This window comes from Paenibacillus sp. Paensp111, from assembly GCF_059492195.1.
The window spans coordinates 2,214,931-2,234,155 of the sequence record NZ_CP168527.1; the positions used below are offsets into that span (position 1 = coordinate 2,214,931).

Consider the following 19,225-nt stretch of genomic DNA (forward strand, 5'->3'; position numbering starts at 1 on the left):
TATACAAGTCAAGAATAAATGAATAAAGGGGGCGCTTCCTTGCTGCAAAATTCGTTCTTCCGGACTTGTCTGGGAATTATTATGCTGCTTACGATTGTTTTTCTGCTGCATCAAGTCAAATTTATTTTTAATCCGATAGTCACCTTTGTCCAGATCCTTATCGTACCGATGACCATCTCCGGATTTCTCTATTACCTGCTTCGGCCTATCGTTCATTACCTGGATACGAGAAACGTAAACAGAATGCTATCTGTTCTGCTTATCTACCTCTGCATAGCTGGAATTATCACAATCTTCTTCTTCGTGGTATGGCCTCCGCTTACGCGGCAGGTGCAGGAGTTCATCAGCAATCTTCCAACCCTGCTAGACGGTGTGAAAAGTCATATTACAGCTATCCAGAAGAGTCGTTTCTTCTCCATGATTGATGCTGGTAACAGCCAGTTCTCTACAAAAATCACACAGTATATCAACGGTGCGGTAGAAATGGTTACCGGGTATATGACTCATTTCATTAATTTCATCAGTGATTTCATTGTTATCATAGGTACGGTTCCTATTATTCTCTACTATATGCTCAAAGAGGATAACCGGATCTCTCCAGCCGTTGTGAGAGTGATGCCAAAGCGATTTGCGCGTGATGGTGCACAAGTTGTAAGTGACATTGATGCAGCACTTAGCGGATTTATCTCTGGCCGTATTATCAGTGCTTTGATCCTCGCTGTAATGAGCTTTATCGGCTTCTGGATTGTGGGACTGCCTTATCCGCTTCTGCTTGCCGTGATCGGCGCGTTATTCAACTTCATCCCCTACGTGGGAGCTTTTCTCGGAGCAATACCGTGTCTAATTGTTGCTTATACGGTATCCCCATCTATGGCATTATGGGTACTTATTATCATTATTATAGCTCAGCAGGTTGAGGGGAATTTGATTGCTCCTTATATCTATGGCAAAACCATAAATATCCATCCGCTGACTACCGTTATCCTGCTCCTGATTGGAGGAGAATATGCCGGTATACTGGGCATGATTCTTGTTATACCCGTATACATGATTATTAAGATTGTTGCAGTTAGAATCTACAAATTATTCCTTTCCGAAAAGGTGGAAGAACTCGTAGATTAACCTATATTTCGTCAAATAAACCGATCCTTGTGATCGGTTTATTTGTATTTTGCTTGCAAACCAAGTTAGAATAAAGAGGCGAAGTACATAAAAATGAAAGAATTTAATAAAATTTAGGTTTATCTTGTAGAAAATGTTAAGTTCCACTCGCCAAATTCCGATAAAAAGAGACATGGGCCGATAAATTTCGCGGTTCACACATTTTAATTTTGGAAGAGGGGGAGAATAATGAAACGACTGTATTCTTGGACAGCTCTTGTCATTCTAATTTGTACTACATCACTGCTAACGGGGTTTGCAGCCAGGCATGATGTAAAGGCAACTTGGGTTAAACAGACGGAGCTGATCGAGAATGGCGGTGGCAAGCTGATAGATTATTTCATGGCGCAAGGTGTGAATGTTGTCTATTTGCAGATTAACAAATCACTGCCAAACAATGTGTATGGGCAGTTCATTGCCAATGCCAGCAAGAGAGGTATTGCAGTTCACGCCCTGGACGGAAGCCCGGATTGGGCCCTGGCGGAGAACAAGACTAAGTACACGGATCTCCTTAACTGGGTGAGTGCTTACAATCTTCAGGCACCGGCTGATCAGAAGCTGAAGGGGATTCATCTTCGGATTGAACCCTACTCCCTGGCACAGTGGAGTACTGACCCTGGTGCTGTCACAACTTCCTGGCGGGCTAATCTTCAGAGCTTCATTACGGCGTCAGCTTCAAAGCTGCCTGGAGTAGAGCTCGGTATTGATCTTCCTTACTGGCTAAGAGGGGATAAGCTTCCCGGAGGCGACACGACGCTGCAATGGTTCATTAAATCCTTTAATCATGTAACGATTCTCGACTACAAGACAGCGGTCTACGATAAGAATGGAATCATCGAAAGTGTACGTCCACAAATTCAATTAGCGAATTCTTTGGGCAAGCAGATTGTAGTCGCATTGAATACGAAAGAGGATCCAAGCAGCGCGGATGCTTCCTTCTACGGGAAAGACCCGCAACTGGTCGATGATGCTTTGTGGGAGGTCAATGATCAATTTAGCTCCGAGAGCTCTTATGCCGGATCAGCGATCAATGATGCAGAGAGCTGGGCGAAGCTGATGAAGGCGGATATCGTTACTCCACCTTCGGTAACAGCACCAGCACCAACGCCTACTCCTACACCAGCGCCTACACCAGCACCAACACCAGTGCCAGCGCCAGAACCAACTCCGACACCGGCACCAGTACCAGCGCCTACACCGGCTCCAGAACCAGTTCCTGCTCCTGCGCCAGAGGCGCCTAGCACCATGGTTCCAGAGGCCAAGCCGCTGGACCGAAGCCCGGAAGTAAGAGCGACTTATATCTGGGAAGCGGGAGATGCAGTGAACCGTCCTGATGAGGTTCTTGCCTTCGCCAAGAGCAAGCGTATCAATGTGCTGTATCTGCACATTAATACCGATTATAAGTTCGCCGCTTATCGTCCTTTTATGAAGAGAGCCTGGAATGCAGGCATAGAAGTGCACGCCATGGGAGGCAATGGGAGCCTGGCCTTTACCGAGAATCGTCCCCAAATCACCAAGTTAATTAACTACGTGAAGGATTATAATCGGCAGGCTGAGCCCGAAGAGAGATTCTTTGGAATCCATTACGATATTGAACCATGGGTACTGCCATTGTGGTATTCGGCCACAGACAGAGTTATCAGCGAGTGGACAGGTAACATGAATTATTTTATCGGGGAAGTGAAGAAAGACTCCAAGCTGCAGACCAGTGTTGATCTGGCCGCGTGGGTGGATCGTTATAAGGTGAATAATGATGGAGGGATCTCGATCAGCAAATGGTTCATTCAGAAGATGGATCATGTCACCATTATGGACTTCCGGAACTATGCTTCCGGCACAGGTGGAATTGCGGATATGGCCAAAGAAGAACTTGCCTTTGGCAATGAGCTCGGCAAGCCGATCATTCTGGCAATTGAGACTAAAGTAAGTACAGAAGGGCCTTATGTCAGCTTCTATCAGTTAGGCAGCGCAGTACTCGAAAGAGAGCTTGCGAAGCTGCCCGCACTGCTCACCCAGTATCAGTCCTATTCAGGTATCGCGGTACACGCCTATGAGTATTGGAAAGCATTAAAGCCATAAGTCATTATACATCCCAATTCTTATGTCTCAGCTTGAAGAAAACCCACAACCTAATGGTTGTGGGTTTTCGCTTTCTTAAAGAACAATAGTACTCAAAGCCCCGCATAGTATACCTAGCAAAACAACGGAGACTAAGACGAACCAAAGGACCTTACGCGGAAATGAGCGGGACACCATCAGCATCGATGGCAGGCTGACTGCTGGCAGAGTAATCAGCAGTGCCCCAGCAGCTCCCGTTCCAAAGCCCAGTGACAAAAAAGTTGCGATGATTGGGATTTCGGCAGCCGTAGGAATAACGAACAAGGTACCTGCAACTGCGAAGATGATGACGGCCAGAATGGCGTTCATACTGCCAGTACCGAGAGCCGGGAACATCCAGGCCCGTGCTGCGCCGAGCACAAGAACGGTAACGAGATAAGCGGGAACAATGGTAAGAAGCATAGTGCTCATACTTCTCATCCAAAGGCTAAGGAAGGAGCCTTGTGGTTCTTCCGGCTCGTTAACTACCTCGTCAACGGCATCTGGAACAGGGGTGCTGCCAGCGAATCGATTGGCGAAATAGCTTACTGCAAAGGTAAGCAGGATACCAAATACAAGCCGAAGCAGGGTGAATTTCCAGGATAGCACAAAGGTCATGAAGATCAAGGTAGCCGGATTAAGTACCGGATTTCCAATCCAGAAAGCCAAGCTTGCACCGACCGAGACATTCTTTTTCCGCAAACCTACAGCAATCGGAGCTGCGCAGCACGTACACATCATCCCTGGCAGAGAGGCAACCCCGCCGAGAGCCGTGCTTTTGAAATTAGTACGTCCAAGCATCTTAAGCAGCCATTTGGATGGGATCAGAACCTGTACCAGTGAACCAAGCAGTATCCCTAGTACGGCCGCCTTCCAGACTGACTTGAAGTATACCACTCCATAATCCCAGGCAGACTGTAGAGACGGGGAAGAAGCCGCTCCCTGGTCACTTGTCAGAATCGATGAGCCAATACTATGCTCGGCTGCCGCTTTAATGGCTTTGAAATAGTAAGGCCACCACTTGACATAAGTGAGTCCGGCAATTGCAATAATCAGGAAGAGGACGACATACAGCATGGTTCTGGTGTTAGTCGACTTCTTGCCTCCAATTAAATGATCGTTCGTATGTGATGACATATGTCTGATTGCCCCCCAGTTGTAGTAATTATCAAGGTTACAATTATAGCATTTGGAGATATATAAAGTAACTTGTTTTTTGTACAATAGTTGTAGTTTGGTGTAAAATAAAAGGTATTGTGTACTCGGTGTTAGAGGTGTACACCCTAACCTATTAAATTAATTAAGGAGCTGAGTTCATGTCTCAAGCTGGAAATATAAAGCTAACCTCCCTGTCCTCCAAAGGGGGCTGCGGATGTAAAATTGGTCCCGCGGATCTGATGCAGGTACTGCGCACGCTGCCACCTGCAGTTCCCAATCCGGATCTGTTGGTAGGTACCGACACGAGTGATGATGCGGGCGTCTACCGGCTCACCGATGATCTGGCTCTTGTGCAGACCCTGGATTTCTTCACGCCAATTGTGGATGACCCCTATTCCTTTGGTCAGATTGCGGCTGCGAATGCACTTAGCGATATTTATGCCATGGGCGGCAAGCCGCTGACGGTTCTTAATATTGTAGCCTTTCCTATTTCCGTTCTGGATAAAAGCATTCTTGCGGACATTCTTCGCGGTGCAGGAGATAAAGTGAAGGAAGCCGGGGCCACCCTGGTCGGCGGGCATTCCATCGATGATAAAGAGCCTAAGTTCGGCCTGTCTGTAACCGGAACGGTTCATCCGGACAAAGTCAGAACAAATGCCGGGGCACGGGCTGGTGACAAGCTGATCCTGACGAAGCCGATCGGGGTTGGCGTCTTAACTACATCGATCAAAAAAGACCAGCTGTCCGAAGAGGAGACTGCCCGTCTAGTCACCGTGATGTCTACGCTGAACAAGACTGCTGCAGAGATTATGGAACCATATCAGGTACATGCCTGCACGGACGTAACGGGCTTTGGTCTGCTCGGACATGCTTCAGAAATGGCCAAGGGCAGCAATTTGGGACTCATTATTCACAAGGAATCGGTTCCAGTTCTGCCTAGAGTTAGAGAGCTGGCTGAGAATGGCTTCGTACCTGGGGGAACCAAGAATAACTTCGCTCACCTGGAAGGTAGCATTCTATATCCTGATCAGATGGATCAGATCGACCGTTATATCCTATGTGATGCTGTAACATCTGGAGGGCTCTTGATCTCCGTTGCTCCAGAAGAAAGCGATTCGCTGCTGGACAAGCTAAAATCTGCAGGGGTAGAGGCCGCGCTTATTGGTGAAGTTACAGAAGATCATCCGGGCCAAATTAAAGTCAACGCATAAATTAGCAGCGAAGAAATAAGAGGTGAGCAGCATTGTTCCAAGATATTTCCCTTGAGCAATTGAGAGAACTTAAGAATAAGAAGAAGCTTACGGTGATCGATGTCCGTTCACCTTCTGAATATGAAGATTCCACATTTCCGGATAGTCTAAATATCCCTTTCTTCAATGATGAGGAACGGGCTGAAGTAGGGACTCTATATAAGCAGACTAGTGTCCAAGCTGCCAAAGACAGGGGCCTCGAGATCATTTCGTCGAAGTTACCCAGCTTCATTAAAGAATTTGGAGCGATAGAGGGTGAAAAGGCCGTATTCTGCTGGCGGGGGGGTATGCGAAGCCGCACGACTGCAACAGTGCTTTCGTTGATGGATATCCACGCTTACCGTCTGGTGGGGGGATATAAAGCTTATCGCAAATGGGTCATGGATGAGCTTGAATCCTTTGAATTTAAGCCAAAGTCATTCGTAATCCATGGAAATACGGGTACTGGCAAAACCAACCTGCTGCACCGCCTGAAGAAGAAGGGATATCCGGTGCTCGATCTGGAGGGACTGGCAGGTCACCGGGGTTCCATATTCGGACATATCGGGATGAAGTCGAATAACCAGAAGACCTTTGACAGCCAGCTGCTTGAGGAACTGATTAAGCTGAATGACTCTTCTTATGTCCTGTTCGAAGCGGAAAGCAAGAGAATTGGCAAGGTCGTTATGCCTAACTTCCTGGCCCATCAGAAGGAGACCGGAGTACAAATCTGGATTGAAATGCCGATTGAGGCGAGAGTACAGCAAATTTTGCAGGATTATCAGCCAGAGCAATTCAAAGCGCAGTATATTGCTTCTTTCCAAAGAATTAAGTCACGTATTCATGTCCCGATTGCCGCTGAGATTGACCGCTGCCTGCATGCGGATCTTTTCGCCGAGGCAGTAAGACTGATGCTGGAGTATTATTATGATCCCAAATATGACTTTACCTCACAGCAGTATGAAGATGTCAGCAAGGTTTCATTTACCGTGAACAACTTGGATGAAGCTGAAGCAGCCGTGATTAACTATTTGGCCAGTCAGGATATATAGCATCCTCCTTAAATTAAATTGCCCCTGTCCATAGAAGTAGGCTATGGTAGGGGCTTTTTGATGTGTATAACGAATAGTTGTCATTGTCTAGATCACGTTCTGGTCAAGCAGGAAAACCGGGATAGGTTATCGAATATTTGCTATGATTTTACTATTGTAATGAGGTGGCTTTGTGTCTGAGAAAGAAGAAATATGCCCGATTTGCGGTAGGGCCCTGCTTGTTCATCCAGGGTTCATAACATGGTGCGACAGCTGCCACTGGAATATCGATCCAGAGCTTGATTATGGGTATGAGAACCGCTTGTGGGATCAAATTAATAAACGTATGGGTTCCAAGATTAATACCTCCATTTATGAAGAGGTGCGAGAAGAAACGCAAAAGGAATTTCATATGTCGCCTTTACGCCTTGTTGCTTATGGCTTTGCAACCTTATGGTACGTGATGGTAATATGGCTCATTTATGAGACCATTAGAGTATTCTATCTCTATCATACATTAGGCGGATTGATTGTTGGTATCCTTCTTGCCGGAATTACCTATGTGATAATACCAAATGTACAACGTATCAGGGCACCTCAACTACAACGAAAGCAATACCCAGCCCTCTATGAAGTAGTAGACCAGACTGCTGCATTCCTTGGAGCTACCACCATTGACGGAATCGTCATTTGCAGTGATTATAATGCCAGTTATTCAATTTCGGGTATCAGCCGAAAAAGAATGCTGACGATCGGGCTTCCCTTTTTTGCTTCTCTCACTCCGGAAGAAAAACTGGCTATTCTAGGGCATGAAATGGGTCATCATGCCAATAAGGATATAACACGCAGTTCGTATCTTGCAGGAGTCCAGCTTGCTATTGGGAGGCTTTACATGGCCATTAATCCCAAAACGGACTATTCCATACTAATTTCTTTCCTTCATAATATCCAGTTTTGGATTCGTAAAGGATTATCTTATCCTATACTGCTTGCATGGTATGCTATGGGACTTGCGGTCTGGAAAGATTCCCAACGAGCGGAATATTACGCCGATTACGCAGCCGCATCCGTAGCTGGCAGGACTTTTGCTGTATCTGCTTTGAGAAAGCTTAATTATCATCCGACCTTTTTCAAAACCTGGGAAGCCATTGCAAAATATAGATACTCAAAAAATCTATTTGAAGATTTCCGTTCCCGTATTCAGGCAGTACCTGACAAAGAAACGGAACGCATCAAGCAGCTTACAGAGATTGGGCAAAATCGGATTGACGCAACACATCCACCAACCCGTTATCGTTTGTCGTACATATCGGAGAAATCAACAACTGATGCGCCTATTATTCCCCAGATACTTCTACGACAAATGGAAGAAGAGTTCCGATCCCTAGAATTGGAGTGGGAGACAGGAATGCTCGATGATTATCGAGCCTTATTGTATGATTCATATGAATAAGCGATCATCCGGCTTTGATCCCCTTGAAGCAGCATCCTATTGCTGCTGCTTCAAGGGGATTTTTCGGTTTCATTCATCCTTTGATCTTAGCTTGACAGATACATGGAATGATCCATGTTGACAAAAACCTCGTCAACTTATAATATACCTATAGGGGTATACGTACCGAGTTGATCGATACCTCATCTCAAATTATTCTCTAGGATCAACACGACGTAAGCTAAGCCCATCTTGGGCAGGCTAGTAATACCCATCCCAAAGGAGGTTCTAGAAGTGGCAGATATTAAAGCTAATATGACGCTTGATTGTAAAGGATTGGCATGTCCTATGCCCATTGTGAAAACCAAAAAGGCAATGGATCAGCTTGAAGCCGGTCAAGTCATTGAAGTTCAAGCTACAGATAAAGGTTCTCTTGCAGATATTCAAGGCTGGTCCAAAAACACCGGCCACTATTACCTCGGTACGGTCGAGGAAGGGGATGTTCTTAAACATTACATCCGCAAAGCCAGACCGAATGAAGCGAAAGAGGAGAAGAAACATCCTCATATTGTTGCTAATGATGAGCTAGAGAGAAAGTTGGCCTCACAGGGCGAGATAACTGTAATAGATGTTCGCGAGCCTGCTGAATATGCTTTCCACCGAATTAAAGGAGCTATTTCGATTCCTCTAGGAGAACTGGAGAACCGAATGAATGAGCTGAACAAGGAAGATGAAATTTATGTTGTATGCCGTACAGGAAGTCGCAGCGACCTGGCCTGCCAGCTGCTTGCGGAGAAAGGCTTCAAGCAGGTGAAGAACGTGGAACCCGGCATGTCGGGATGGGCTGGAGCAACGGAGCAGAATTAATCTTAACTCACACAATAAACGGAGGTTATATACATGAGTACAAAAGTAGCAATCATTGCAAGCAACGGTGGATTATTCGACGCTTATAAAGTATTTAATATCGCGACGGCATCCGCGGCGACTGAGGCTGAAGTAGCCATTTTCTTCACTTTTGAAGGTCTGAATCTGATTCATAAACAGGCACACCACAGTCTGCCTCTGCCGGCAGGTGCCGAACATTTCGCGGAAGGCTTCAAGAAGGCGAATATTCCGACCATTCCCCAGCTCGTTGAAATGGCACAAGAGCTTGGTGTTAAGATTATCGCCTGTCAGATGACGATGGATGTGATGAATCTGCAGAAAGAAGACTTTATCGAAGGAATCGAAGTAGGCGGTGCCGTGACTTTCCTCGATTTTGCAAAGGATGCTAATGTGAGCTTGACATTCTAACCAAAGGAGCAACAGACGATGAACTCTACAACTAGTCTAGCGATGATGACGGCCAAGGAACTCACACGCAAGGTCTTGGCGAAAGAAAAGCTATTTATCCTTGATGTGCGTAACGAAAATGACTTCAGTGATTGGAAGATCGAAGGCGAGAGTATTGAGATTATCAACATCCCTTACTTTGATCTCCTGGACGGAGTGGATCAGGCTCTTGATCAAATTCCAGAGGGTACTCCGCTGCTTGTAGTCTGTGCAAAAGAAGGTTCTTCCAAATTTGTTGCCGAGCAGATCGCCGAGGCGGGCCGAACTCAGGTGCATTACCTTCAAGGCGGTATGAAGGCATGGAGTGAGCATTTGGAACCCGTCAAGATCGGTGAACTAAATGGCGGGGGCGCTTTGTACCAGTTCGTTCGGATCGGTAAAGGATGCTTGTCTTACATGGTGATATCGAAAGGGGAAGCCGCTGTAATCGATACGCTTCGGATGACTCACGAGTTCGATCAATTTGCCAAAGAGCAGGGAGCCCAAATTAAGCATACACTTGATACCCACCTGCATGCTTATCATATCTCCGGTGGTCGTACACTAGCGGAGCGAACCGGTGCGACTTACTGGTTACCGCCCAAGGATGCGGAGGAAGTCACCTTCAAGTACGAGAAGCTTGAAGAGGGACGGGATATTTCAGTCGGCAGTACAACTATCCGGATTCAGCCGATTTATTCGCCTGGGCATACGATCGGGAGCACTTCTTTCATAGTGGATGATCAGTATTTGCTTACAGGGGACATTCTCTTCATTGAATCGATTGGACGCCCAGATCTGGCGGGCAAGGCGGAGGACTGGGTTGGTGATCTAAGACAGACGCTCTATAGCCGTTACAAAGGGCTTTCTCAGGATCTAATTGTTCTGCCAGCACACTTCGGGAAAGTAACCGAGCTTGGAGAAGGCGGCAGGGTAATGGCGAAGCTGGCGGACCTGTATCATAACAATCCAGGACTGAACATCCAGCAGGAGGATGAGTTCCGGCGTACAGTCACCGAGAATCTTCCGCCACAGCCCAATGCCTATCAGGAAATTCGTCAGACCAATATGGGAAGAATCACACCGAGTGAAGAAGAGCAGCGTGAAATGGAGATTGGTCCGAATCGCTGCGCTGTACACGATAAATAAGAGGAGGCTATACAGATGAGAACAGATATTGTAGTGGATACTAAAGGAATGGCATGCCCCATGCCAATTGTCAAAGCCAAGAAAGCCCTGGACGGACTAGAGCCGGGACAAGTGATGGAAGTACATTCAACGGATAAAGGTTCAGTGAACGATTTCCAGGCTTGGGTAAAGCAGACGAAGCATGTACTTCTAAAGTCCGAAGAAGAGAACGGAACCTTTAAATTTTACGTGAAGAAGGAACAGTAATAATAGATTCAGCGAACACAGCGTGTACAATAAATAGGCTCAGAAAGGAGGAGTTTGGATCCCGTGCTTATATTCCTGATGATCGTTCTGGGCCTGGTCGGTTCATTCTTCTCAGGCCTGCTTGGAATAGGCGGCGCCATTATTAATTACCCGCTGCTGCTGTATGTGCCCTCGGCCTTGGGAGCTGCCTACTTCAACGCACACGAAGTTTCTGCCATCAGCATGTTTCAGGTCTTATTTGCTTCATTTGCCGGTGTGATCGCTTATTGGAAGCGAAGCAAGACAGGTACTTCATATGTTAATAAGAGACTTGTCATATACATGGGAAGCAGTATTTTGGCTGGCAGTCTAATTGGCGGTTTGGTCTCAGGTCTGCTAGACAGCGGCGTCATTAATCTGGTGTATGGAATCTTGGCGGTTGTGGCCGTAATTCTCATGCTCATTCCAAGTAAAGGAACGGAAGAATATAAGGCAGATCTTCACTTCAATACATGGATAGCCATGCTGTCTGCGTTCTTGGTTGGAATCGTATCGGGTATCGTGGGCGCAGGAGGAGCTTTTATTCTAATCCCCATCATGCTCACTATTCTTCATATTCCCACAAGAACGACGATTGCTTCATCGCTCGCCATTGTATTTGTCTCGGCCATTGGTGGAGTGATCGGCAAGGTTGCAGGAGGACCGATTCCTATATGGCCCATTGTATTCACCGTTATTGGTAGCTTGATTGGGGCTCCACTGGGGTCCCTTGTAAGTGCCAAGATGAATGTTAAGCTGCTTAGATATGGATTAGTCGTACTAATTGCCCTAACGGCTGTAAAGATTTGGTCTTCAATTCTATGATAATTGTACATTGATTAATAATAGACAGCGCTTATATTCCCATACTAATCCCAACAAGACCAAGGAGAGATGATAAAATGGCTTTTCAAATACCGAAAGCAATTACACCACAAGAAGTAGCGCAGCAACTACAGCAGGGCAAAAAGCTTAATATGTTAGATGTCCGGGAACCCGCCGAGTGGAACGAGGGACACGTTGAAGGTGCAAGACATATCCCGGTTGGCATGTTAATCGAACGTCTGGATGAGCTGGATCCCGCGCAGGAGATCATAGTGATGTGCCGCAGCGGTAATCGCAGTGGTCTGGCTTGTGAACTGCTGCATGAAAAAGGTTTTAAAGTGGTTAACATGACCGGTGGATTAAATGAGTGGAACAGCGATCTGGTTCGAGACTGATAACAATAAATAGCCGGCAGGTGAAGGTAATATGAATTACGGTTTATATATTTTACTATTCTTAATATTATTGTGGATGCTATATAGACAATTTGCTTCTGTAAAAGGACTGCGCTCCTTATCCTCAGACCAATTCCTGAACGAATCGAATGGCAGTAAGGTGTTTGACATCCGGGAGGTTCATGAATATAAGAGGGGTCATATTAAGGGAGCTGTAAATATCCCCCTAAGCCAGCTTCAGCAGCGGATGACCGAGATCTCTAAGGATCGGCCTGTATATTTATACTGTCAAAGCGGAATGCGAAGCAGACAAGCCGCCAAGATTCTTGGACGTCATGGTTATACCGATGTTGCGGATTTAAAAGGCGGAATGATGGCCTGGAACGGCCCAACCCAGAACTAATACTTCAATTCAAGAAGGGTGACTCCCAATGAAAAAGAAAGTTCTTATCGTAGGCGGCGTGGCTGGAGGTGCTTCAGCTGCTGCCAGGCTAAGACGCCTGGATGAAGAAGCGGAAATTATTATGTTTGAAAGGGATGAACATATCTCTTTTGCAAATTGCGGTCTACCCTATTATATCGGAGACACTATTCAAGATCGTACTAAGCTTATGGTACAGACTCCGAAGAGCATGCAGGCCCGCTTTAATATCGATGTTCGTGTTCATAGTGAAGTAACGGGGAATCATACGGATAAGAAGACAGTTACCGTTACAAGCATGGAGAAAGGCATCTACGAGGAGAGCTATGATTTCTTGATCCTGTCACCCGGAGCGAAGCCGTTGAAACCTCCGATCCCGGGAATCGAAAGCAGCTTGATCTTCACATTGAGAAATGTCCCGGATACAGATCGCATCAAAGCTCATGTTGACCGGGAAGGTATTCAGCGTGCGGTTGTCATAGGCGGAGGTTATATCGGAGTGGAGATGGCGGAGAACCTCCGGCACCGCGGACTCGAAGTAACGATGGTCGAAGCAGCGCCGCATATTCTAGCTCCTTTTGACTCGGATATGGTAACATTTGCTGAGAAAGAGCTTCAAGACAACGGGGTTCGCCTTCTTCTTGGTGACGGCGTTAACTCTTTCAAAGAGCAGGAAGAAGGAATTACAGTTGCCCTGCAAAGCGGAAGGGAAATTCATGCGGACATGATCATCCTTGCGATCGGTGTGGTTCCTGATACCGGATTTTTGAGAGAATCGGGAATTAAGCTGGGAACAAGGGGTCATATTCAAGTAAATGAATCCATGCAGACCACCTGTGACGGTGTATATGCGGTTGGTGATGCCGTTGAGATCAAGGACTTTGTGTCCGGACAACAAGCGGCGATTCCACTTGCCGGACCCGCTAACAAGCAGGGGCGTATCGCAGCCGATCACATCTGTGGACTCCCCTCCGTTTATAGAGGGACCCAAGGTACTTCCATCATCAAGATTTTTGGGCTTACCGGAGCAAGTACGGGGAGTAATGAACGCACGCTCACGAAATTGAATATTCCGTATCGTTCAGTCAATGTTCACCCAAGCTCTCACGCAACTTATTATCCTGGGGCCAAGCCGATTGCCCTGAAGCTCTTATTCAACGATGAGGGAATGATTCTTGGCGCCCAGGCATTTGGCCAGGAGGGGGTAGATAAGCGAATCGACGTGATCGCCACCGTCCTTAGGTTGAAGGGTACCGTTAATGACCTTGCAGAGCTTGAACTTACGTATGCGCCTCCATTCTCCTCTGCCAAGGACCCTGTGAACATGGCAGGTTACTTGGCTCAGAATGTACTGAGCGGACGGAGCGAGGTGGTGACGCTGCAAGATCTGGAGAACTTCGATCCCGAGCAGCAGATTCTCCTGGATGTTAGGACGAAGGCTGAATATGATCAAGGGCATATTGAGGGAGCACTGCATATTCCTGTCGACGAGCTTCGTGAGAGACACGGGGAAATCGATCGTAACAAGGAGATCTATGCTTATTGTGCGGTAGGAATGAGAGGATATATCTCTTCGAGGATACTTGCACAGAAGGGGTTCCGTGTGAAGAACTTAACCGGCGGATACAAGAGCTATTCGATGTCAAAGTTCAAACCTACTGAGTAGACAGCCCAGCTCACTTAAATTCAAACTGCAGGTTATCATAAATTTTAATAGAACGATAGGTTATACGCTAACCTTTCGTTCTATTTTTTGTGAGCATTATTCCAATTTCGCTTATATGTGAAATAAATCACTATCATTCAATTAGTAAAGTTGTTTAATAAAATTGTATTTCGCAAACTTCATGTTCACTAGCAAGGAGACCATAAGATGGAGAAGACGGTAGAAACTCATTGTGCCTTTTGTGCTATGCAGTGTGAAATCACTCTAAAAGTAGACTCTGAAACAGAGCAGATTACGGGAGTAGAACCCCGGGATAGCGGGTCGATCAACCGGGGTAAGATGTGTGTGAAAGGAGCAGCCGTCTACCAGCAGATTCATCATAAAGAACGGATCATGCGTCCACTCATAAGGGAAAACGCGGCTCTCAAAGGCACGTCACTTGGATTCAGGGAAGCCAGCTGGCAGGAAGCCTATCAACTGATCGCCTGGCGGTTCTTAAGCCTGAAGGAGAAATTCGGGAACGACAGTTTATCCGTGCTAAGCGGAGTATCCATGACCAATGAAAAATGTTATACAACGGGGAAATTCGCAAGAATAGCCCTTCAGACCAGACATATCGACAATAACGGACGTTTTTGCCTCTCCAGTGCCGCGGCAGGATTTCACCAGTCGTTCGGAACCGATCTGGGATCAACTCTCCCGTGGAGTGAAATGGAACAAACCGATTGTATATTGTTAGCTGGCAGCAATACGGCGGAGTGCCATCCGACTTTTGTGTCAAGAATCTGGAAGATGATAGAGCGTGGAGGACAACTGATTGTAGTGGATCCAAGGAGAACGGCAATGGCCAGACGGGCGGCTGTACACTTGGATTTGCGTCCAGGCACGGATTTAGCTTTAGCTAACGGGCTGCTCCACCTATTAATTCAGAATGGACATATAGACTGGGAATTTGTAAGCAATCATACGGGCGGATTTGATGAAGCAAAAGAATTAGTAGTGGCGTGCACCCCTGAAATCACCAGTGAAATTACGGGTGTAGATCCACAGAAAATCAGGCAAGCCGCCGAGATCTTCGGTAGATCTCCGCATGCGGTTGTGATGTTAGCCCGTGGTGTGGAGCAGCAGCACAAGGGAGTGGACAATGTGTCGGCCTATGTGAATTTAGCGCTCGCAACAGGAAAGATAGGCCGGCCTAAATCAGGAGTAGCTACCTTTACCGGGCAAGCCAATGGACAGGGTGCAAGATTGCACGGACAAAAGTCGGATCTGCTGCCCGGAGGAAGGAAGATAACGAACCCGGAGCATGTGAAAGAAATATCCCGGATATGGGGGATTGATCCTCAGGAAATACCTTCGGCCGGGGTATCTTTTTACGAAATGCTGGGCCTTATGTCTAACAAAGAGATACGCGGATTGTATTTATTATGTACGAATCCTGCCGTCTCAGCCCCGAACCAGAAATTAGTGAGACAAGCATTAGAAAGCTTGGACTTTATGGTTTGTTGCGATTTCTTCCTTTCTGAAACAGCAGAGTATGCCGACGTGGTACTGCCTAGCGTAACCTGGGCTGAAGATGAGGGAACGGTAACAAATTTCGAAGGCCGGTTCATTACTATTAACAAAGCACTGGAGCCGGTCGGGGAGGCCAAACCGGATTGGCTTATCCAGGCCGAGCTAGCAGAATATCTGGGCAGAGGGGAGTACTTCAGACACTTTAAGCATGTCAGCGATATATCAGCTGAATTCACTTTAGCTGCTAACTTGACTGAGGAACAATTGGACCCCGGTTACAGCGGATTTGCACCGATGTTTATGGATCACCGGTTCAGTCATCCCGATGGAAGAGCCAGAATTCGCGCCGTTCCTTATCGTCCTCCTGCCGAAGAACCTTGCAAGGAATATCCACTACGCCTGACGACTGGCCGGGTGATCAGCCATTATTTATCCGGTAACCAGACCAGAAGACTCCCAGCTTTACAAGAGAAATGTCCTGAGCCCTATGTTGAGCTGAACCCTCTTACAGCACAGGTATATCAGGTTGAAGCTGGTGAAATGGTTCGTTTGTATACCCGCCGGGGAGAGATAAATTGCAGAGTCAAGCTTTCAAAGGGGATTCGGCAGGATACGGTATTTGTTCCTTATCATTTTGGACATGACCAGTGTATTAATCTTCTGACGATTGATGCGCTTGATCCCGTCTCCAAGATGCCAGAATTTAAAGCTTGTGCTGCTCAAATTGAGAAAATCGTTACAGCTTAGGGTATGAGACTTGTCCCTGAGATCTGTCCCTATTACTGGGTCGGAATATTGGGCTGGTTGGTACTTTGGCTCCTGAGTAACTGTTATTCCTCTTAAGAATGGAGCACGTGAGAACAATGTCGAAACTCCAAGTATTGATCGTAGATGATGAGTGGAATATGAGAAACCTACTTCGCATTTATTTGAAGACCGAAGGCTTTCTGATTCAGGAGGCTGCAACGGGGCAAGAGGCGCTATCCATGATAAAAAAGCACTCTTTTGACATGATATTGCTCGATATCATGATGCCGGATATGGACGGCTGGCAGGTATGTAGGGTCGTGAGAGAAACACACACTGTACCTATACTGATGCTTACGGCACGTATGGAAACGAAAGACAAAATTCATGGACTTGGACTGGGAGCAGATGATTACTTGACGAAGCCCTTCGACCGGGAGGAGTTATTGGCCAGAATCTACTCGTTATACCGTAGATCTACGATCACGCAAGTCATGCAGACGCGTCCGAATGTACTTGATTTCCCAGAGTTAGGTATTGTTCCGGAGGCGAGAGAGATCCATGTTAATGAGGTTTCTGTAGAGCTCACTCAAAAGGAGTTCAATCTCCTTCTGATCTTAGCCCGGAGCCAACCCCGTGCATTCACCCGTGAGGACCTGGTTGAACGGGTATGGGGACTCGAATATGAAGGTGAAACCCGGGTGGTCGATACGCATATCAAGAATATTCGCGAGAAACTGAACCGGGCCGGGATGACCTACAATCCGATTCAAACGGTATGGGGTGTAGGATACAAATTTCATGCGGCAGTGAAGCAAGATGAGGAATAATCGGATAGGGATCAAGCTGGGGCTTGTCATTATTACGGTGTTCTTGATTGTGTTGTTAATACTGGGCTTTGTCCTTAATACTATGTTCACGAATTTTTACACTGCCGAAATGCGAAAAGAAACCGAGGAGATCGCTTCACATTTTACAGTTATGGCACATGCGGCCGATAAGACATCCGAGCAGACTATGAAGACATTTGTGGAGTTTACTAATGTTAGTATCTTTCATATTTTGAACAACGGAAAAGTCATTCTGCACACGGGTGTCCATGACTCCACCGACCGGTCGTTCATCCGGCAAACAGACCTCGACCGAATATATGCCGGTAAGAAGGTTAGCTTGATGTATGAAGATCCCGATGGAAATCGATATTATGTAACCGGTCAGCCTTTGATAAATGAAGGGGTCATATCCTCAGCCCTTTATGTAATGGCGTCGACGAAGCAAATGGAACAATCACTTTCTGATGTTAGGGATGTGCTGCTGTTTTCCGGACTCGGAGCTTTCTTCCTAGCCATCGGAATGACATGGATTCTGGCACAGCTCTTATCACGTCCGCTCTTGCAGATGCAAAAAGCAACAAGGAGGATAGCCAGAGGTGAACTCGAAACCCGCCTCGAAATTAAAAGCCGGGATGAAGTGGGGAGCTTGGCAGAGGCGATAAATGATTTGGCGGTTGATCTCCAGCATTACCGAGATACCCGCCAGGAATTGTTTTCTAATATTTCCCATGACCTACGCACACCAATAACCTACTTGGAGGGTTATTCTAGAGTCGTTAGAGATCACCTCTATGAGACGGAAGAGGAGAAGGAACGATATCTGGAAATCATCCATCAAGAAGCGATCCGGCTGCAGCATCTAGTCGATGATATGTTCGATCTGGCCACAGTGGAAGAAGGCCGGATTACACTTGTGGAAGAAGAACTCAATCTGACTACTCTAGTAGACCAAGCTGTTCAAAAGATAGAGTTAAAAGCCAAAGAGAAGAGCTTAAGTCTTTCCTTCCAATCCGCCGGCTCGGTATCTTTGGTTCATGGTGATCCTAAGCGGATGGAACAAATTATCTTGAATCTGCTGGGAAATGCTATTCGTTACACCGAGAAGGGCGATATCCATGTGACCCTTCTGTATACCGCTGAATCCGTAATCTTAAGCGTGGAGGACACAGGCATAGGGATTCCTCACGAAGACCTGCCTTATATTTTTGAGAGATTCTATCGAGTGGAGAAGTCTCGTGCCCGTAAGTATGGGGGAACAGGACTCGGCCTATCTATTGTGAAGAAATTGGTGGAATTACAAGGAGGCACAATTGGAGTAACCAGTAAGCTGGGAAATGGAACCCGATTCGAGGTCCATCTCCCTTTGAACCGACCTTAATGATGCATGCCTTGCATTCCACCCATGCTGCTAACAATCTCGGGATTAACCATTCCGAAGATCATGGCAATGTGTGCTACCACCAGGAAGCCGCTGACAAGAATAAAGTGAAGTCTTAACTTCTCTTCTGCTGAACGTTTACGCCCAATTACCCCGAGATCCAGAAGCGCAAGAGGCAGGAGGAAGAATACACCGCTCAAATAAAATCCAACGGCAACCATGTCTACCCAGGTGTGCCATTCCCCATTTACCGTCAAAGGGACAAAAGCTGTAGGAAAGAGATATAGAAAGACTCCTGTAAAATAGAGACCTGCCAGGATGCTGCAGATCCTGTTAAATGCTTTTAGGCTGCTGTTGACCTTCTTGTTGAACAGGATAAAAAACTCGGTTACCGTTATTGTCTCAGCAAAAATAACCGGGATGGCCATGAATAGAATAAGATTCCATGGCTGATTGTCACTCAGAAGCGACATATAATGTGTCATGTTCATGAAATGATTCCTCCATAATCGTTTTGTTACTGCAAGAATGATTATAGAAGGAAGATGTGTGGAAAGTATGTAGAAGTCCAGTGGAATGTTAAAAAGCCTGATTCATCAGGCTTTTTGTA

General features: G+C 46.5%; 18 protein-coding genes. 16 read left to right on the forward strand and 2 right to left on the reverse strand.

Translation table 11 applies throughout. The features are described 5' to 3' along the window. Window positions 1-39 precede the first annotated feature (39 nt). Both ACEN86_RS10290 and ACEN86_RS10295 read left to right on the forward strand, forming a co-directional pair. Window positions 40-1,122, forward strand: a complete 1,083-nt coding sequence (locus ACEN86_RS10290) for an AI-2E family transporter (protein WP_495630551.1) — start codon at window positions 40-42, stop codon at window positions 1,120-1,122. A 228-nt stretch (window positions 1,123-1,350) separates the two neighbouring features. Further along, window positions 1,351-3,240: a hypothetical protein gene (locus ACEN86_RS10295; protein WP_495630552.1), complete on the forward strand. Its 1,890-nt coding sequence runs from the start codon at window positions 1,351-1,353 to the stop codon at window positions 3,238-3,240. A gap of 75 nt (window positions 3,241-3,315) precedes the next feature. Here the strand turns inward: ACEN86_RS10295 and ACEN86_RS10300 are convergent, their stop codons facing one another. Further along, window positions 3,316-4,395 carry a permease gene (locus ACEN86_RS10300; protein ID WP_495630553.1) on the reverse strand — a complete coding sequence of 360 codons (1,080 nt, stop codon included), beginning with the start codon at window positions 4,393-4,395 and terminating at the stop codon, window positions 3,316-3,318. Window positions 4,396-4,574: 179 nt separating this feature from the next. Here ACEN86_RS10300 and selD point away from each other — a divergent pair, with 179 nt between their 5' ends. The 14 genes from selD to ACEN86_RS10370 all read left to right on the forward strand — a co-directional run bounded on the left by selD (window position 4,575) and on the right by ACEN86_RS10370 (window position 18,615). Beyond that, window positions 4,575-5,627, forward strand: coding sequence for a selenide, water dikinase SelD (selD, locus tag ACEN86_RS10305; RefSeq protein WP_495630554.1), 1,053 nt, complete (start codon window positions 4,575-4,577; stop codon window positions 5,625-5,627). 32 nt (window positions 5,628-5,659) lie between these two features. Further along, entirely contained in the window at window positions 5,660-6,697 is a 1,038-nt protein-coding gene (gene mnmH / locus ACEN86_RS10310; protein ID WP_495630555.1) for a tRNA 2-selenouridine(34) synthase MnmH, read from the forward strand. 172 nt (window positions 6,698-6,869) lie between these two features. Next, on the forward strand, window positions 6,870-8,129 hold the full coding sequence (locus tag ACEN86_RS10315) for a M48 family metallopeptidase (RefSeq protein ID WP_495630556.1): 1,260 nt from the start codon (window positions 6,870-6,872) through the stop codon (window positions 8,127-8,129). Between the two features lie 294 nt (window positions 8,130-8,423). Next, window positions 8,424-8,975, forward strand: a complete 552-nt coding sequence (locus ACEN86_RS10320; protein WP_495634274.1) for a sulfurtransferase TusA family protein — start codon at window positions 8,424-8,426, stop codon at window positions 8,973-8,975. A gap of 33 nt (window positions 8,976-9,008) precedes the next feature. Continuing rightward, the gene (locus tag ACEN86_RS10325; protein ID WP_495630557.1) at window positions 9,009-9,404 is read left to right on the forward strand and encodes a DsrE/DsrF/DrsH-like family protein; all 396 of its coding nucleotides are present in this window, start codon (window positions 9,009-9,011) and stop codon (window positions 9,402-9,404) included. A gap of 18 nt (window positions 9,405-9,422) precedes the next feature. Beyond that, entirely contained in the window at window positions 9,423-10,571 is a 1,149-nt protein-coding gene (locus ACEN86_RS10330) for an MBL fold metallo-hydrolase (RefSeq protein ID WP_495630558.1), read from the forward strand. 15 nt (window positions 10,572-10,586) lie between these two features. Next, window positions 10,587-10,817 (forward strand): sulfurtransferase TusA family protein, encoded by a 231-nt coding sequence (locus tag ACEN86_RS10335; protein ID WP_495630559.1) that lies wholly within the window; start codon window positions 10,587-10,589, stop codon window positions 10,815-10,817. Window positions 10,818-10,871: 54 nt separating this feature from the next. Next, a complete protein-coding gene (locus ACEN86_RS10340; RefSeq protein WP_495630560.1) occupies window positions 10,872-11,660 on the forward strand; it encodes a sulfite exporter TauE/SafE family protein in 789 nt (262 codons plus the stop codon). 77 nt (window positions 11,661-11,737) lie between these two features. Then, window positions 11,738-12,055: a rhodanese-like domain-containing protein gene (locus tag ACEN86_RS10345; protein WP_495630561.1), complete on the forward strand. Its 318-nt coding sequence runs from the start codon at window positions 11,738-11,740 to the stop codon at window positions 12,053-12,055. 31 nt (window positions 12,056-12,086) lie between these two features. Further along, window positions 12,087-12,458: a rhodanese-like domain-containing protein gene (locus ACEN86_RS10350; protein ID WP_495630562.1), complete on the forward strand. Its 372-nt coding sequence runs from the start codon at window positions 12,087-12,089 to the stop codon at window positions 12,456-12,458. A 28-nt stretch (window positions 12,459-12,486) separates the two neighbouring features. Further along, window positions 12,487-14,142 carry an FAD-dependent oxidoreductase gene (locus tag ACEN86_RS10355; protein WP_495630563.1) on the forward strand — a complete coding sequence of 552 codons (1,656 nt, stop codon included), beginning with the start codon at window positions 12,487-12,489 and terminating at the stop codon, window positions 14,140-14,142. Between the two features lie 207 nt (window positions 14,143-14,349). Beyond that, window positions 14,350-16,404: a molybdopterin oxidoreductase family protein gene (locus ACEN86_RS10360; RefSeq protein WP_495630564.1), complete on the forward strand. Its 2,055-nt coding sequence runs from the start codon at window positions 14,350-14,352 to the stop codon at window positions 16,402-16,404. 116 nt (window positions 16,405-16,520) lie between these two features. After that, a complete protein-coding gene (locus ACEN86_RS10365; RefSeq protein WP_495630565.1) occupies window positions 16,521-17,234 on the forward strand; it encodes a response regulator transcription factor in 714 nt (237 codons plus the stop codon). Beyond that, complete coding sequence (locus tag ACEN86_RS10370) at window positions 17,224-18,615, forward strand: sensor histidine kinase (protein ID WP_495630566.1); 1,392 nt, start codon at window positions 17,224-17,226, stop codon at window positions 18,613-18,615. The genes ACEN86_RS10365 and ACEN86_RS10370 overlap by 11 nt, the downstream gene beginning before the upstream one ends. Here the strand turns inward: ACEN86_RS10370 and ACEN86_RS10375 are convergent. Continuing rightward, a complete protein-coding gene (locus ACEN86_RS10375) occupies window positions 18,612-19,106 on the reverse strand; it encodes a DUF6803 family protein (protein WP_495630567.1) in 495 nt (164 codons plus the stop codon). The genes ACEN86_RS10370 and ACEN86_RS10375 overlap by 4 nt on opposite strands. Between the last annotated feature and the right edge of the window lie 119 nt (window positions 19,107-19,225).